Origin of the sequence: Proteus sp. CD3 (assembly GCF_008808075.1) — a bacterium.
Taxonomy (GTDB): Bacteria; Pseudomonadota; Gammaproteobacteria; order Enterobacterales; family Enterobacteriaceae; genus Proteus; species Proteus appendicitidis.
In genome coordinates, this window is sequence record NZ_CP019686.1 from 3,249,912 (window position 1) to 3,268,852 (window position 18,941).

Sequence of the window (18,941 nt, forward strand, 5' to 3'; positions counted from 1 at the left end):
ATTATTTAATTAGTGATTAACGACGAATAAATATATTTAGTCATGACGATATATTCTTAATTTATTTCTAAACTAAAAATCATAAAAATAATAAATTAGATTATTTTTTAATACTTTATTTTATACATTATTAAAAGCATTCAAATTATCAAGATAAGATAAAAACAACCCAAATAAGACAGGAAAACTGTCTCACTGGACTGCCTTTTTTGGGTTTACCCAAACTGGACGTTCTATGCCTGCCTAAGTAAAAATTTTTATTTTCACTTAGCGCGAAGTTGCAAGCCACTACAGGTAGCCCATCTTTAGGACCGGGCTTACGGAATCACCGTATCCAGCTACAGATAAATCGATACCTATGACATCGGCGTCCATGCAGATTCATGAATAGGAGGCTGTAATAATCGCCCATCATATATACTGCGTTTTTGGTCAGGATTATTTTTAACTTCACGAACGATAGCATAGTTAATTTTCCGATGTTTTTTTATAGCCATAATATTAAAAGTACTGTTTGGAGAGAACAGTATTTCCGATTCTCCATTTTCTCCCTGAAAGTGTGATAGCAATGAAATGTTTTTCCCTGTCCTTCCCATTACTTTGAGCATTACTCCTTCCCTGCCTTGTGAAAATCGCTCGGTAAAGATTTTGGCATAACTGATAGATAAACTTGTAGACATAAATAAATCATTAGTGACTAACTCGCCTGGAGAAAGATTGTCCCATGCACCTTTCGGTATTCCGTATCCTCTGTAGCTTATTTCCGTTGCATTTGCCATTTTACTTAATGCGTTCTCAAGTTTTTTAGCATTGCCATTAATACCACTATCTATGCTAATCCCTTGTTTCAGATAGCAATTAAAGGGAGTTTGATTTCTGCTGTAACGTCGTATTATTCCTTTGTCTTCCTCATCCAAAATTGATACAGGTAATCCTTTATGGGAAGCAAATTCCTCGTGATACTTAGCCTGAACCTCTGCAAACCCTCTCGATTTTTGATGGATTTTTTCATTATCCGATAATATTACTCTCGTCGAATTCTTCATCTCACTTATTGATTTTTTTATATCCTTTAGATCCTCTTTTGATAAATTATCAATAGTTCTTAATGGTGCTAATCCATCCGGATCACGCAATGTCACTGGATTATTACGCACCATGCGGTATAAATTCAGCCCATCCACCGTACCGGCTGGGTCTGCGCTTAACCAGCGACCAATCCACGGCTGATAATAACGATAACCGTAGTAATACATCCTCGTAGCGTCTTTTTCTTTGCCTGAATAACGAATAGTTTTGTAATTGGCTTCTACCGCATTTTGGCTAAACCAAATGGCGGTACCCCCATAAGGGTAATACTCTTCATAACTGACTAATTGCCCTTGACCATCGGTTTCTAATCCACTGTTACCCACACCATCATCATAGCTATAACGCAGTTGGTTATTCTTAATTCCTTTTGGGAAGCCCACTTTCCAGCATAAGGCTCTTACATTTCCTGTTATATCAACCACCTCTCGATACTCGGTAAGATGCCCCCCTTCCGTTGATTGCCATATTTCTAAATTCGGTAAATAATGAGTTTCCGTGATAATCTGCCGTCCGGATAATATCTGTACCTGTTGTTTCATTAATCGTTGAGATGCGCTTGCATAAACATAGTGTTCTGAATTCCCTCTCTTATTCACTTGTGCCAATGTACCGCGAAGATCCCACTGCAATGCATCGCCTGTTGATAAATATTTCTGATTACCTAAAGCATCAAATTGCTGATCAATCTGTTCGATAGCCACCTGTTGTGTTTCAAGTAATGCCCGATTGGTTTTATTGGAGACACTGATATTTTGGGTGAAACTCTGTTGTGCAATAGCAGAGTTATGGCGAATTTGCGTTAAATTACCACCACGATCATAAGCGTATAAACGCGTGTAATTGGTGTAACTTTGTGCATCTTTCACTAATGTAGTGACTGATTGAGATTGCATTGAAGCGGGTGTTTTTTGATTGGCTGATTCACGCCCTGTGGCACTCACTAATTGATACAGAGAGTCATACACATAACGATTTTCAGGCACTATTTTCTGGTTACGCCAGTAGCGAGTGGCTTCCGCATCATTTTTCAGACAGATAATATTGCCCACCGGATCGTACTCATAACGCAGATCTTGCATGATCTTCGCACCTAAAACATGCCCTTGAGGACGCTGGGTTTTGACATGCAGCAAGCGCTGAGTTTCAGCCTCGTATTCATAAGTGGTGACTAATCCATTACCGTGCTCTACACGTAATTTTTGCCCTGCTGCCGAGTAATCGATCGCTTTAATCACGAGTTGTTTTTTATCGCTTTGTAATTGCACGCTACTTTGGTTTAAAAAACCCGCTCTATCGTATTTCCATTCACGCTCATGCCCTGCAGCATCAATTTGTTTTAATAATTGACCTGTAGCATCATAAATATTGCGTGTTTGATATTGAGAATGTGCGGGTGTTTTAACGGTATTCGCAGTGATAAACCGTAATTCAATTAAATGTTGCCCTGTTAAGGCATAAGCACCATATTCTGTTCTTCCAGCAAGAAAGTCATGATGAGTACATTTACCGACGGAGTTATTGGCAATATTTTTATTATCAGCCCCACCCCAAGTAAAACGCTCTTTTAATATCTGTTTGGACGTCGGGGAAGACTCCATAATCGCCATAAGTTGTGAAACAAACTCTGGCTTTGTATAGTGATATTCCGTCACTAGCCCCAACCCATTAATATCCATCACTTTTTTGTTTTCAATATCACTGATATTGACACTATTACCACTATCTACACTTTTAGTTGCAGACAATAATCCGCCTAAACTCACCACTTGCTGAATATTCGCTTGAATAGAGGCGTCTGATTGTTGTGTTTTATACAATCTTGCATCAATACTGCGTTCTAAATAACCGCGCGCATGATAATGGTGACGCGTAATACGCTCATCGGTTTTATTAATTGTGTCAGGATGACGGCAATAATTAATTTCACGAATTGTTGATCCGCGATTATCAAGCACCACCACTGTTGGGGTGCTTGTGTGTAATTGTTGGTTTAACATCTTTTTAATTCCTTTCAATTTTCTCTTTATCATTAATGATTATTTAATTAGTGATTAACGACGAATAAATATATTTAGTCATTACGATATATTCTTAATTTATTTCTAGGCTAAATACCTCGTGATTAATTTAATCGTACTTAGTACTTAGCCTCTAATCATTATTAAAAGATTTATAATAATATTATATTGACGTATGTAACGTAGCTGTTAATGGATTATATCCAGATTTCGCCTTACCACTTTCGCTACGACAAAATGAACAGACAATATTGTCATATTTAATATTATTTTCTTTTAGCTCATTGAAAAGCATTCCTATTGTCGCAACTGAAGGAGTAGAATCTCCATTAATTGTGGTTGTCTTTTTCACGGTGACAATATCTGTTCTTACTGCCTGTTTTTGATTTGCTTGAATAAGTGCTCGATTAGCAGCCAATACATTACTTATTTCATCGGGTGTATCCTTCTCATATTCGTATAATTCATAATTTGTAATATTAAACCACCCATCCTTATCGTTTCCTGTTGCTTTCCAATTCATATTATAAAGGTCTCCTGTCACAGAGAATATTCCCAAACGATCCATTTCATCAATCGCGACTTGATTATGTAACTCCAAATGATGATTTGAAATGGAAAATAACGTAAGACTCTTATCTATTGCGGTGTTATCAAGCCCAGGATCCATTAATTTAGTTCTGTGTGGATTTAAGAATTCTAGTGTCATCCCATCGGGTATTGGAACCGTTCCACTATTTGAATTAAAACCACCATGGGCAGTAACAATAAGTTGTTTTGATGGATAATCAGGAGTTGAGTAAAGCGTAAAATGCTGGCCTAACTCACTGACTGCATAGTGAGTTTCTCTTTTAAAGTCTCGTGAATCTTCTCGATTCCAACTCTCAACCTTTTCAATAAGTGATCCCCCCCATTCATCTGTTTTTATTTCATGAAATGAAGTCGGTAACCTATTGATAAAATGCTTACGCCCTGGCCTAATATGATTTAAAAAGCGTGTGACAAATTTTGGCATTCGCCCATCCGGATCACGCAATGTCACGGGATTATTACGCACCATGCGGTATAAATTCAGCCCATCCACCGTACCGGCTGGGTCTGCGCTTAGCCAACGACCAATCCACGGCTGATAATAACGATAACCGTAGTAATACATGCCCGTAGCGTCTTTTTCTTTGCCTGAATAACGAATAGTTTTGTAATTGGCTTCTACCGCATTTTCACTCGACCAAATCGCGGTGCCCCCATAAGGGTAATACTCTTCATAACTGACTAATTGCCCTTGACCATCGGTTTCTAATCCGCTGTTGCCCACACCATCATCATAGCTATAACGCAGTTGGTTATTCTTGATCCCTTTTGGGAAGCCCACTTTCCAGCATAAGGCTCTCACATTTCCTGTTATATCAACCACTTCTCGATGTTCGGTAAGATGCCCTCCTTCCGTTGATTGCCATATTTCTAAATTCGGTAAATAGTGAGTTTCCGTGATAATCTGCCGTCCTGATAATCTCTGTACCTGTTGTTTTATTAATCGTTGAGATGCGCTTGCATAAACATAGTGTTCTGAATTTCCGCTCTTATTCACTTGTGCCAATGTACCGCGAAGATCCCACTGCAATGCATCGCCTGTTGATAAATATTTCTGATTACCTAAAGCATCAAATTGCTGATCAATCTGTTCGATAGCCACCTGTTGTGTTTCAAGTAATGCCCGATTGGTTTTATTTGAAACGGTAATATCTTGGGTAAAACTTTGTTGTGCAATAGCAGAGTTATGGCGAATTTGCGTTAAATTACCCCCACGATCATAAGCGTATAAACGCGTGTAATTGGTGTAACTTTGTGCATCTTTCACTAATGTAGTGACTGATTGAGATTGCATTGAAGCGGGTGTTTTTTGATTGGCTGATTCACGCCCTGTGGCACTCACTAATTGATACAGAGAGTCATACACATAACGATTTTCAGGCACAACTTTCTGATTACGCCAGTAGCGAGTGGCTTCCGCATCATTTTTAAGACAAATAATATTGCCCACCGGATCGTACTCATAGCGCAGATCTTGCATTATCTTCGCACCCAAAATATGACCTTGAGGACGCTGGGTTTTGACATGCAGCAAGCGCTGAGTTTCAGCCTCGTATTCATAAGTGGTGACTAATCCATTACCGTGCTCTACACGTAATTTTTGCCCTGCTGCCGAGTAATCGATCGCTTTAATCACGAGTTGTTTTTTATCGCTTTGTAATTGCACGCTACTTTGGTTTAAAAAACCCGCTCTATCGTATTTCCATTCACGCTCATGCCCTGCAGCATCAATTTGTTTTAATAATTGACCTGTAGCATCATAAATATTGCGTGTTTGATATTGAGAATGTGCGGGTGTTTTAACGGTATTCGCAGTGATAAACCGTAATTCAATTAAATGTTGCCCTGTTAAGGCATAAGCACCATATTCTGTTCTTCCAGCAAGAAAGTCATGATGAGTACATTTACCGACGGAGTTATTGGCAATATTTTTATTATCAGCCCCACCCCAAGTAAAACGCTCTTTTAATATCTGTTTGGACATCGGGGAAGACTCCATAATCGCCATAAGTTGTGAAACAAACTCTGGCTTTGTATAGTGATATTCCGTCACTAGCCCCAACCCATTAATATCCATCACTTTTTTGTTTTCAATATCACTGATATTGACACTATTACCACTATCTACACTTTTAGTTGCAGACAATAATCCGCCTAAACTCACCACTTGCTGAATATTCGCTTGAATAGAGGCGTCTGATTGTTGTGTTTTATACAATCTTGCATCAATACTGCGTTCTAAATAGCCGCGCGCATGATAATGGTGACGCGTAATACGCTCATCGGTTTTATTAATTGTGTCAGGATGACGGCAATAATTAATTTCACGAATTGTTGATCCGCGATTATCAAGCACCACCACGGTTGGGGTTCTTGTGTGTAATTGTTGGTTTAACATCTTTTTAATTCCTTAATTTGCTTTCTTTTATAAATTAGCTCGTAAGCACTGAGCTGACTTTTGGCTGCTAATATTTCTGCGATCGCTTTTTTATCGGTATTACATTTCTCTAATATCAACAATAACCGCGCCACATAATCGGGATAATCCCCCCACACTTGCACATTAAAAAATGGTGCAGAACACGGCTGTAGCAAGTGTGTGGGTACAAACTTATTGGGCGCTTCCACGACGGTTGAGGGTGCTTTGTTGCAGCTGGATAACAGCATTAGACACAGGCTCATTAGCACAAGGCGCTTGAGCCAAAAGCTGCCGTAACTCTTGACGTATAGCATGATTTTCTTCCTCTAAATAACGTTGTTCCTCTTGTTGGTGCGTAAGTGTTTCAGAGACTTTTTCTGCTTGCTTGTGCCATTGAATTAATTGTGATTGCAATGTGCGTTGTTGATATTCAAGCTGACTGTTTTGCTCTGAAAGTCGATTAATTTGGTTGTATTGATAGCGAAGTACTAATAAAGCAACAACAATCATGATCGCTATCCCGCCTTTAATACCTAAACGTAAAAAAGCACTCATATTCATGGATATGCTCCGCGACATAATTCGTAATGAGGTCCATCACGAAACGACACCCAATCTCCGCCCCAATTAATTGAAATACCTAATTGATAAGCGGCTTTCTTCATCGCTTTTGATACTGATTCAAACGCTGACCAATCTTGCCAAGGAATAACACCATTCACTAACGGGACAATATCCACGGCATGACCCGTTAAATGTCGGCTATTGAGGGTTTTGCTTTTACCTTCTTTCATCAACTCTTTTTGTCGAATCAATGAACGCACTCCTTCAATCACCACAAAATCATATTCACTGAATGTCAGTGCCAGATAAACAATACGTACTAAATCTTGATGTACGTCGTTTAAATTATTTTGACTACGTTGACTTAATGTATAGGTATTCATTTAGGCTCCTTAAGATTGTTCATGCCAAAAATACGATTCCATAGCCAAATCAATGTCGTGCTCCCCATTGATCCAAAAAGCCCTGCAATCATGTAAGACATATAGCGACTTGCACCACTTTCAAAACTTAATAATCCGCCTAATAATCCTGTAAACACTGAAATCACGATCTGGCTACCAATGCCACACCAAGACCACTTAATTTGTTTTTGTCTAATTTCCATTAAATACCTCACGATACCTCCCCAGGCTGAAAATCCACCGATAATCATCCAAGCCAGCGCATCGCTTTCAGATGGGATTGCTACCAGCATAATAAAATTCCTAAATAAAGCGGATAAAACGGTAGCCCCCATTTATCCGCAAAATAAATCACCTACACTAGGGTGTCATTTTCATCTTCCTGAGCCACAAACCACGGTGTTACTATCGTATTACGCTGATAGTTCTTTGCGGTATTCACTCGATATAAGCGACCTAATGCATCGTAATAATGGGTATCCGCAAAACGATTGGGTTGAGATGAACTCTCCGAAATATAACGCCAGTCATTAAGAAAATAAGGCTGATAAACACGCTTTACATTTCCTTTGTTGTCATATTCTGTTTCACCTGAAATTGCCCAACGTGTTGTGGTGCTTTTTTGTTGTGCCTGTTGCGTACGATCAACCACTAATCCACCTTTTTCACTACGCAAAAAGGACTCGCCCGCTTCAACTCTGGCGGACGTTTGCAATAAGCGACCAAAACCATCGCTAAAAGTGATTTGTTGGCGAATTTGCTGTTGTGAGTCTCTGTCATAACGGTCGGTCATGATTTGCAGCGCATGAGGTGGCATTTTTGAGGATGCTGACATCCAACTGTCTGTTACATACACAAAACCCATGGCGATAGGCAGTGCCGAAGTCAATGCTAAAGCATCTTCTACGGTTGTCGGCATAGTGAAGCTTTTATCGCTATAACCACTTTGTTGACCATTTTCGGTACCTGAAAAGCGTGTTGTGGTAACACGACCAAAGCCATCAAAGGTCACTTGATGAAGATTGTGGTTTTCATCAGTGATTGAATTAGGTGATAAAAAACGCCAATCATAAGTAAGATGGAAATCTTGTACGCTCAAAGGGGACTTTTTCCCCATTAATACACAAAATTGCTTATCCCATAACAGCTTATAGTCACAAGAGAGTGTCGTTTTTTTGTACACCAGTGGCTTATAAAACTGAGCTAATGAGCCATAGGCTTTAACGCCTAATAACGTTTTTACCCACAGTTTTTTGCCTTTTTCTGACGTATCCGCAAATAAATAGTCTTTTTGCTGATAACCCGCGTTTTTCATCACTTCATCCAGTTTTAAATCTGGATAAGGTTGTGAAATAGCTTTTGCGGTTTCTTCGTCTAATTCTGCGGTTTCGCTATACGCTAAACGCACAGGGAAATCGGGTTCTGCTAATGTCGCATTACCACTCGCATCCAGATAAGCAAACTGTTGTTGCTCAGCAAATACCGAAGCTGCTTTTTGTGCCAACAAACTGTCAGTTGCTAGCAAGGCTTCTACATTCAAGCCATTCTTAGGCTGCTTTTCTGCTCCATATGTCCAAATATCCTGACGACTTGCGTTAGTAATACCCAGTTGATAAACCTGTTTTTCAGGGTGATTAATATGATGATATGTTTGACGCGATAAGCTTAAGCGTAAGTTTTGTTGCTGTTCGTCATAACTGGATGCCCATAACGTTTCAGGCAAGCTTTCATAATGCTGATAAGGATTTTTTGCACCTTTAGCGCGTCTTGGATAATCAATTGCAACCGCTTTGGTCACAACACCATAGGCGTCTTGCTCTAATGTGATTTGTTGATGACAAGACGGATCAGCGGCAATACGTTCATAATGGTATGTACGATTTTCCACCACTGAAGGCATCACCACTGGTGAGCGCCCTTGTGTTTCAATTAAACGCACTTGTGGGCGTTGTTCCGTAACGGCATAAGGCACATCGGATACAACGGTATTGTCTAAACCATAGACTTCTTTTCTGAGTAACTGACCTTGTAGCCCACGCTCAAGCCAATACGTATATTGTTGATGTAGTGAGTCGTCGCAGATCTTTTCTCGGCTTCCTGCGCCTTGGGTAAAACGTGGTGAGAAGCGAGGAAATGCCGCACTGTCACCTTGCCAAAACTCATTATAAAACTCGGCATCAATCACAAATTTACCCGTTAAAAACCACTGACGCGTTAACGCACTCGGTGTTTTATCCGTGGTATTTTCTTCGCTTTTAAAGGATTCTGCATTGGTGGCTTCTACACAACCAAAACCACGAAACTCTTTCTCTTTACCATCCCAAACACCATGACGATAATTAAACGTTTGTGTTAACTGGCTTTGGGTTACCTCATCCACTGTGTCGATTTTCCACAATGTATGTAATGCAAAAGGTAAGTGGCTAACCGCTTTGCCTTTGCTCTGTTGTTGACGAGCGAATTTCTCATCTAACCAATATTGCGCTGAACTGCGGTAATGCAAATTCTGAATAAGCCCCATATTGTTATTAATCGATGTTAATAACCACGGTTTTTGATTTTGCAAAGACAGCACCCAATGCTGTGGCACTGGATATGATTTAGTCAGTAAAATACTGGCAACACCAAGACCTTGCACATCGGCAACTTGTAGCTGGCAATGGCTATCAAAACGCATATTTTTAGGTAATGCGATATCATCGCCACGCACAAATTGATTGCCACTTTGGTTAAAATAAACCTCTAAATGGGTCGATTGGGCGTAAATAATATCGGTTGTACCACTACCATCTAAATCCGCTAAATAGAGCTGATTAGGATTAAATTTAAGGCGATCCGCAGAGAAACCAGGAATAGTAATAGGTGAACTAAATTTACCCTCACCTAAATGCACCCAACAGGTTACACCTTGATAATCCACTTTAATTAGATGTTGTTGACCTGAACCCAACACGTCACTAAATGCCACTAAAGTACGACGATTAATATTCTTAATCGGCAAAATCACACCATCTGTTTGCATCACCTCTTTACTTTTTTTCCAGCCTTGCGCAGAGCCTGCATAAAGACGAATACTACGAGGACCAATTAAAGCTAAATCAGCAAAACCACTACCTGTTAATGAAGTGATTTCAGCTCTCGGGTGAAAATACTCCACAGGGATTACATCAAGTGGCACAAAATTCAGCCAATTTTCTGCATTGGTTTCATCTTGAGTGTAATAACCATTCACATCACCTTGGGTAACTAACCATTCCAGTTTTCCATCACCCGTCACGTCGGTCAGTATGGCTGAATTTCGCAATGACGGAATAACAGGAAGCTTTTTCGCGTTATCCCATGTTATGGCATTAGGATTTTGCTTATCTTCTTTTCTAATCGGTGCGCGATACCACCAAGCGCTGCTATCTTGATAAAGTACCCCCGCAAGCCCTTCGCCAAATAGATCGACATATTGATAAGGTTGTTGTGGCGTAAATGACGCAAGTTCATCAAGTGATTGCCACTGTGCTTGTTGAGTCGCACCGACCCTTTGCCAATCAAATTTTACTGGCGGTAATGTCACTAACGATTGAGTGTCTTTATTATCATTAAACGCTGATTGTTGTGCTGAAACTAAAACAGTCCCTGATGCTGACTCATCGTAAGTGAGCGTTAATCTGGCAACTAATTCTGGCGTTTCTGCTAGTGGTGTTTGTTTTTCTAAACTTTCAATACGGTGATACATCAGCACTTGGCGACATAAACGACGAGTACGAACTTCAAAACCGTAATGGAAAAGTGAAAAGCAGTCTTTACGCAATGCCCATGTTGAATTGCTCTGCCACTGTGGATAGGTGGCTAATGCACTGCTACGCTCACCGTAATCAAATACCAGTGTAAATAACGTATTGTTAGGTAATGTGTTATCGGTTTTGACACAAGAAAAAGCACGCTCACCGATAGAATTACCGTAATACACTTTGTCTAAATAGCGTTGTGTATTGGCATTGGTATGTGATTGAATTTCTTGTTTATCACAACCTTGTTCATCTTCAGGGCGATAGTGATATTCAATTTGTTCACCGGTTGCTGAAACTGACGCATTTAGGTTCCATTGAGCGATATGCGCACTGTTTTGACTATCTACAATCTGTGCTGTGGTTTCATAACCAAATAAATGTGCATCCCCATTTGCGCTATACATTACCCAAAATTGGGTTGGCGTATTCGCTGGTGATTTGCTGTCATTGAGTGACCAATATTCGAAACGACTAAAGCTTTTTTCAATACGAGCGCGATAAGCGATCACCTGATATTGATGGGCTAATTTTACGCCTAATAATTCATTGTGATGTGTTGCTTCAACTTCACCTTTTTTATTCATCATCGGCACAATAACTTCGCCATCAGCACCAATAAACTCATCTAATTGAGTATAAGTTGGCACACCTTTTGAAGTACGACGACGAATCGACATCACACCCACAGACCAACCAAAGCCAAAAGTGCCATTACCGGCTTGATTTTGATAACTTAGGCCTAAAGAAGGAGCATAACCACGACCTTGGCTAATGGGCAACGGCAAGCTAAAAGTGGCTGCGCCATCAGGGCCAACAGCGCCCATATTGCCGGTTAATCCCGTGACTGCGCCGCCCCCTTTGGGTAAATTTGGCGCGTCAAAGGTCAATTTCTCTGAATTTTGCATGTAAAGCTCCTGACTGGCTCCCTAAGGAGCCTGTAATTAATTAAGATTTGGATAATTAACGAATGGTGTAATTAATGTGGAGAATGATATCGCTCAGTGTCAGTAACATCTCTTTTTGCTTATCTGTCGCATCAGGGAAGCTTAAAGTCAGTGTACTGGTGTCATTCACTGGTAAACCTTCAAATGGTAGATAACGATCATCATTGAAATTCAGCTGGAACTGACCACTGTCATTCATGCCATGAGAAATCGCAATTGCACTACAGCCTCGAGGTTTCACCGCACTACCGCCATAATTCAGTACGGCTCTAATATTCTGATATGTGCCTGTTAACGCTGGCAATGTCACACTAATTTGTTTAACACGGCGTAATTGACCTAAATCAGCAGGGTAATCTTTGTCGATAGCTAAATCAGAGAGCTTAATCGAAGCCTGTAATTGACCATTTTTCAGCGTGATACCATTTTCTGCCGTACCTAGCTGAGTTTTCGATTTATTAATCACATCAGCAACTTGCTCAAAGCCAAACTTATTACTGCCTAAACCTTGATACACATCGGCCAACGATACAATCTTGGTGATTTCCAACACTCGTTTATCTTTTTCAAGGTAGCTATTTTCCATTTGAGTCAGGTTATGCATTAAGCTTTCACCCGCCATTAAACCAGAATAATTACCTTGCCATGCACCAGGTCGAATAAAGGTTTGTGTTTCACCTAAATCATACTGATAAGCCCACTCTGCCATACGACAACGAGATACCGTTAAATCGTAGAAAGGCTTATAAATCGCCATTAATTTACCGCGCAACCAGTTATACAGCGCTTTATTGGTAAATTTATTTTGTAAGAAGGTTAAATGCTCTTGCGTTTGTTGTTGCTGTAATTTCACACTATCTAATTGCAGACTCATGGCTTGCTGGCGAACGGCTAATGCAGCAAGTTGAGCATCAAACTGATCTAATTCAGATTGTGCTGAATCACGTAATGAACCCCACTCTTCACGACGACGACGATAAGCCTCTGATTGACTTAATCGGTCTGCCGCAATACGAGTTGCAGAGCCAGACAATTGTAGACCAATCGATGTAGCATTAAAGATAGCGCCTAGACGCGAGCCACCAACAGCCATACCATAAATATTGGGTATAAGATCTGCAGCAGCGGCAGCCATATTTAACCCTTGGCTGGCGGTATTGAGCACAGAAGAACTCAAATAGAGATCCATCGCTTGTTGCTCTGCCGTACTAATATTCTGATTATATAATTTGCTATAATAATCAAGGCGTTTTTTAGTACCTAAACGCAGATCCTGTAATGCTTTTTTGCTATATTCAAATTCTTCCAGAGTTTTCTGCTGATATTTAATATTTTGCAGAATAATTTCGCTACCTTGTGTGGCAAATAATTCAGCTAATGCTTGAGCATCTTGACGTTCAGTTATGCTAAATAATGAGTTACCAAACTGCATTAATTGATTTACTGCCGATTTTGCACTGGTCAAAATAGCAGGGAAACGCTGAACGGGAACCATCACTTTTGGCAATACACCGTTCTCTTGTGATTGATTCACTGCTGTATTTTGTAACATTTTAGGATCTACTGGCGTTGCATACATTGGCAACGACAATGGTTGCCCATCAATCGATAAATTGTGACGTAAGTTAAATAAACGCGCTTTTAACGTGTTGTGATATTGCGCTAACTTCTCATTAATTTGTGGCAAAAACAGCGATGTTAATGAATTTGCTGTCCGCGGTGATGCCGCTTCTTCGCTTTCTTCATTGATAGCGCGTGTTGGCTGTTCTGTTTTTGATGCCGCATCGGTTAATTTAGGTGCTGACCAAACGTTATTGCCTAATAACTCAGTTTCATCACCCAATAATTTCAGCGCCTGCATATACCACATTTTAGCTTCATTTAAAGTATCACGCTCCAATAGGCGATAAGCGCTGTCGCCCCGCGCCACAAAAATATCAAGGCACTTCATAAAGGTAGCCAATTTATAATGCATAGGATCAGTTTGCGCGACTGCATCAGGATCAGTTGAATCCAGTTGTTCCTTGTCCCAAGCTGTATTAGCTAATAATGGCTGTGAATTCCAAATACGATAAGAATGAGTATCACTATCAATATAACCGTTTGGATTAAATACATAACGCAACCAACGGCTAGCTTCATCGTAATTTTGCCCTTCTAACATCACATTGGCTAACATCATCGGGGTGTAATAGAACAGTTCCCAAAAGTAGAGAGCATTAGCACCATTAAAATCCATCGGTACATCAGCGCCTTTTTCCAAAGCAGGTTCTGGCAGTCTCTGAGAGCTTAACGTTAAAATAGCATCAATTCCGTTATTCGCACGTTTGACTAATTGACGTGCAAATAATGTATTTAAACGCACTAACACAGGTTCATTTTCTACTGTCATTGAAATATATTGAGCATGCTTTTTATTTGTTTTTAGGCTAATAATACTCTCGTTTATATGTTCTAATTCACTGACTTTAAAGTAACATTGGCTTTCAGAAATAATTTTTTGGCTCTTATTAACCGCAGTTACATTTGCAGTTAATATAAACTCACCATTGTCATTAAATTCACTCAGAGGCACATCAAGCTTAAGCTCTTTATTTTTACTATTAAAGCTGTTACTACCTTCAATTAAAGAAGTATTCGCGTTAGACCATTGTTCAAGAGAGTAGGTCACTTTGTGATCTGGGCTAGAAGATAATGTTATCTTAATATCATTAACTATTTCTTTATCGCTATAGGAAACTTTATTTAACTTATTAATAGTTAATGGGTAAGATATTTGTTTCCCATATGCTCCCATAAGCAATTGGCTCGTTGCTTCTCCTGAAATATAAAAAATAAATCTTGGTGTTTCTTTATTTAGAAAACTTTGTAACGAGAAATTACCCAATTCATTAGAAAGCGTAAAGGCAACATTGTTTTTCGATGTATATTTTAATAAACCATTTGACTGTTTAGTGAAGAACGACAGTTCTACATTATAATCTCCTCCATTGTTAATATCTGAACCTTTAATTAGCGTACCTTTAGCATTATCATAAATAAAAAAGTAAACTGTATTCTTTTTAATATCGAAACCTAAATAATAGCTATAATCCGTTTTTCCACTAAAAGAAAGAGTTAATAATTTACCAACACTACCTGAAGTATAAACAATATCTTCTAACATAGAGCCATCTTTTAATAAGCCTTTAAAGATATCTTGAATAGGTCCAGGAGCAAGATGCCCATAATCGATATTACAGTTAATAAAAGCAGAAAGATAACAAGATAATGTTTCATTTTTAGACTCTACATTTACGCCATTAATTAGACTTCCTGATAGAGAAACATTTTGAGAATCAGTTGTTTTTATATCATCGATAGGATCATGAGATATTGAGTAAGCTAATTCACCTCTTAATACAAAACTATTATTAATATTCTTAGTAAGTTCTTCACCAGCTATATCAAATTCAGACTTCACATTAATATAAATGTTTTTTGCATGTTCCTTATTTGAATCTGAGACATTAGAAAATACCATTTCATTATTAATAGAATAAACTTGATACTCCTTATTTTCATCTTTATAACTATCACTGGTGATATAAGTTAAAAAATATAACTTATCAAGTTCTTGGTTATAACTTAAATGAAAATTACCTTTTTTATTGTCCATAATATTATCAGGTAATTGGAAATTAACAGATGTGCTCCAAGTACCATCATAACGGATGTGTGATAAATTCAAACTATAACTTGTCTGCTTAGAAATTGGTGTAGATGTACTTTTTTCTTTATTTTCAGACTCTTTATTTTCAATTTCTTTCTGTTCAATCCAAGCAACATATAATCGATTATTAAAAATAACAGGACGAATTAAATTATTGTAAGGGTTCGCACCATTCTCAATTTTAGTCCACTCTGTCCAAGCATTGGCTGCCATGACGCCTTTTTTAATTTTACTATGATCCGCACTACGCCAATAATAACTGGCTTTTTCTGATGCATTACAACCAATAAAATAAGTGTATCCTTCTTTTAATGTCACACCATCATGATAACCACTAATCACTTCTAAATTAGCTATTTGCTCAAAAGACGTTAAATATGTTTTAAATGCATCATCAATAGTATCACTATTAATACTATTTTGACTGATCGTCTGTAACAGCGTATCCATCATTTTAGTTTGACCAATACGTACTGTAGGATCAACATAGTTTTCAGGATAATATGCTAATAAAGAGATACCACTCCAAGTGCTATAACGCTTATTGTATTTATCCCAATCTCTGAAAAATTGACGAGAAGCAACAGGTGTATTAGTGTTTTTTTCATTCAACGATAAAAATTCATTAATATATAACTGTATGCTTGCAATAGCTTGCTCTATCTTTGTGGTTTTTATTTCAGATGAAACTTTATTGTCAATTAATAAATAATTATAAATATCATCGCTATTTAATAAGTTTAATTCACTAAATTGATGAATATAAAACGCACTGAATACAACACTTTCTTTTTCATCCACTTTATCTTTTAGCAAAATAACTTGTTGAGCATTTAACCCGCTTTGTAAAACTTTACTAATTCTATCCCAATTTAAGTAGTCTTTTTCTTTATTCTCACTTGTAGAAAATTTTAACTGAGTTAATAGACTAAAATTATTTGGTGTGATATTAAATGTTTTAATCATATCAATATAGCTAGAGATTTCTTTGATATTATCAAATTTAATTTCATCACCCAGTTTTAATAAAGAGATAATTTGCTCAATTACCGCATCAGAGACTCCATATGCCTTTGATAAAATTGAAACTGCTCCATAACCTCTAAAAAGGTTAATTAGCTCATCTTTATTATTTATTTTATCTAAATAGAAACGATGGAATTCAGATATATCTTTTATTGATTCGATATTAGGAAGGACAGATTTATAATTAAGTAAACGTTTTTCTCCCAATATATATATTTCGTTTTCATTTAATCCTAACTTAGTAAATATAGAAATTATTTGACATAACATTTGTATATAAGTAACAAGGTTATTTTTGTCATCCAATGTTTTATCATCCTTGTTTACCAAGTTTTTAAAATCATCAATAGATAAGTTTAATGTCCCATTACTATCGAGATATTTCCATACAGCATTGGCAACGCTTAAAGAAGGAAAGGATAAATGATAACCTAGTATAGGCAAATAGCACGGAATAATTTCCCGTTCAGTTAATTCATTATCATCAGAAAACTTAACATTCATTAGCTCTTCAATAATGTTTTTCATTTCATTTGTATAAGATAAATCATATTTCTTCGCTGTCATTAAATATAGCTCTGAAACACTCAGTTTATACTCTTTAATAAACTTGCAATAATTATCTATTGTATAAATTAAATTACCTGCATCATCTGATAAAGATTGTTTATTAATAGGTTTATTGAAAGGCTCAGGTAACATATCAAGTAATAAAGAAAGAGAATAAATATCTAGATCATGTACCGTTGCTAATAAATACACTCGATATAAAAGTGATATATTTTCTATAGAACAAGTAAATTCAGTTGGCTTGCCAAAAGCTAATTTCCACATAGCGACAATGCCAATATCATCGACATGAAATGCGCGTTTTAAGGTATTAATACGTATAATGTCATTTGGAGATGATGAATTAAAATCAAGTGTTTTATTATCTGCAATAAATTTATTTTCACCTAATGGAGGGGAATTAAATAAAACATCAAATAGCGATAAAGAGTTATTCAATGTGTATTGATTAATATTAGCACCATTAAGTACTATAGATTGCTCAACATTAATATTGTATTTCTCCATAATATATTGCACATGAAGAATAGAACGGATAATCTCAGAATCAATATTATTATCATTATTTTTTGTTTTAATTAAAATAATTAGATTATCAAAAGAGATCCCCGTTGCTTTATGCAAGCGAATGATCTTATTTAAGAACAACATATCTTTTGAAGATAATTCATCATTTAATTTAAGTGTATTAAGTAAGAGTGATATTTCTTCTTCTGCAATAGAATAATATTCCGATAGGAATTTTAAATTATTTTTTAAACTGACGTCCTTATTGCCAAAATTTTTCTCTATTAGTTCATCAATATTATCATCAGAGATTACCTCTGTTAAAATAGCATATAATTCAGGAGAAATAGATGAGCTAATCGTTGAGATCCATTCTGTATCTAAAATATCTAGATGATCTTTAGCTTTTACCAATTTATCAACTAAGCCATCACGTAATAATAATGTTTGTCGAATAGTTTCATAAGGTCGATGATAAGGATTTTCACCCATTACGCGGGTTGTTGCTAACTCTTGAAATAAATCTTTACCACTACCTAATTTACTCTGCAATGCTGTGGTTAAAATTTGATTTGATAAAGAGAGGGTAGAAACTTCTTTATCCATATTATCTTGAGATAACACTAATTGCGCTAAATCAGGGCGACGTTTATCCAAATGATAAATTGAATTTTCTGCATCTAAGGCTTTTGCTTCACGATAAAGCTCGGTTAAATAACCAGCCGGTGAAAACATCGATGCAACCGATTTAGAATCAACATAATGGTTGTCTCGATTTGGGAGCCAATCACCTAATGCACGGCTTTGTGCTGATTGTGGTTGAACACCTAACATCACGGCATTTTGCACTTGTGGGTTATTACGTGCTAAATGATGAGCTTCATTAAGCTTATTAATTTTTGTTGCTTCTTGTGCATGTGTATATAATATTTTTGCCTCATGCCAACTTAATTTCTCTTCGCTTAATGCACGAATTTCATGAAGTGACAATGGTGCTAATTCTTTTAATGTAATCACTTCTGAAGTAGAAGCGTTCATTTTCGTTAAAAGTGTATTAATGTTTTTCATTAAATATTTTCCTAATATAAGTTAATTTAAAATTAAGAGAATGGAATCATCATTTCATCTCGAAAATTAAAATATCAAGAAAATAAAAATTGAAAATTGAATTTTTTATAACCTATTATTGAGTTTTTTTATTCTTTGTCGGCTAAATGCGATTTTAAATAAGAAAAAAAACAAGAAAAGAGATGTAAATAACAAACAAAATATGGCAGCATAATACAATCAATCATTTGATTTTATTTTTATC

At 37.2% G+C, this 18,941-nt stretch carries 7 protein-coding genes; all 7 read right to left on the minus strand.

Annotation, left to right across the window (positions count from 1 at the left end; translation table 11 throughout):
- Window positions 1-356: 356 nt before the first annotated feature.
- A complete protein-coding gene (locus tag BTA34_RS14510) occupies window positions 357-3,089 on the minus strand; it encodes an RHS repeat-associated core domain-containing protein (protein WP_265576103.1) in 2,733 nt (910 codons plus the stop codon).
- Window positions 3,090-3,273: 184 nt separating this feature from the next.
- Entirely contained in the window at window positions 3,274-6,099 is a 2,826-nt protein-coding gene (locus tag BTA34_RS14515; RefSeq protein ID WP_151436176.1) for an RHS repeat-associated core domain-containing protein, read from the minus strand.
- A 213-nt stretch (window positions 6,100-6,312) separates the two neighbouring features.
- Complete coding sequence (locus BTA34_RS14525; protein WP_265576104.1) at window positions 6,313-6,681, minus strand: hypothetical protein; 369 nt, start codon at window positions 6,679-6,681, stop codon at window positions 6,313-6,315.
- Window positions 6,678-7,067: a M15 family metallopeptidase gene (locus BTA34_RS14530; RefSeq protein ID WP_109373280.1), complete on the minus strand. Its 390-nt coding sequence runs from the start codon at window positions 7,065-7,067 to the stop codon at window positions 6,678-6,680. The genes BTA34_RS14525 and BTA34_RS14530 overlap by 4 nt, the downstream gene beginning before the upstream one ends.
- Entirely contained in the window at window positions 7,064-7,381 is a 318-nt protein-coding gene (locus BTA34_RS14535) for a phage holin family protein (protein ID WP_109373279.1), read from the minus strand. The genes BTA34_RS14530 and BTA34_RS14535 overlap by 4 nt, the downstream gene beginning before the upstream one ends.
- A 62-nt stretch (window positions 7,382-7,443) precedes the next feature.
- The gene (locus tag BTA34_RS14540; protein WP_151436179.1) at window positions 7,444-11,775 is read right to left on the minus strand and encodes a SpvB/TcaC N-terminal domain-containing protein; all 4,332 of its coding nucleotides are present in this window, start codon (window positions 11,773-11,775) and stop codon (window positions 7,444-7,446) included.
- Between the two features lie 55 nt (window positions 11,776-11,830).
- Window positions 11,831-18,697, minus strand: coding sequence for a neuraminidase-like domain-containing protein (locus tag BTA34_RS14545; RefSeq protein ID WP_151436180.1), 6,867 nt, complete (start codon window positions 18,695-18,697; stop codon window positions 11,831-11,833).
- Between the last annotated feature and the right edge of the window lie 244 nt (window positions 18,698-18,941).

What these genes read in the sequence shown, in the direction of transcription:
- BTA34_RS14510 (WP_265576103.1), bottom strand. Translation starts at nt 3,089, where the DNA reads ATGTTAAACCAACAATTACACACAAGCACCCCAACAGTGGTGGTGCTT.
- BTA34_RS14515 (WP_151436176.1), bottom strand. Translation starts at nt 6,099, where the DNA reads ATGTTAAACCAACAATTACACACAAGAACCCCAACCGTGGTGGTGCTT.
- BTA34_RS14525 (WP_265576104.1), bottom strand. Translation starts at nt 6,681, where the DNA reads ATGAATATGAGTGCTTTTTTACGTTTAGGTATTAAAGGCGGGATAGCG.
- BTA34_RS14535 (WP_109373279.1), bottom strand. Translation starts at nt 7,381, where the DNA reads ATGCTGGTAGCAATCCCATCTGAAAGCGATGCGCTGGCTTGGATGATT.
- BTA34_RS14540 (WP_151436179.1), bottom strand. Translation starts at nt 11,775, where the DNA reads ATGCAAAATTCAGAGAAATTGACCTTTGACGCGCCAAATTTACCCAAA.
- BTA34_RS14545 (WP_151436180.1), bottom strand. Translation starts at nt 18,697, where the DNA reads ATGAAAAACATTAATACACTTTTAACGAAAATGAACGCTTCTACTTCA.
- BTA34_RS14530 (WP_109373280.1), bottom strand. Translation starts at nt 7,067, where the DNA reads ATGAATACCTATACATTAAGTCAACGTAGTCAAAATAATTTAAACGAC.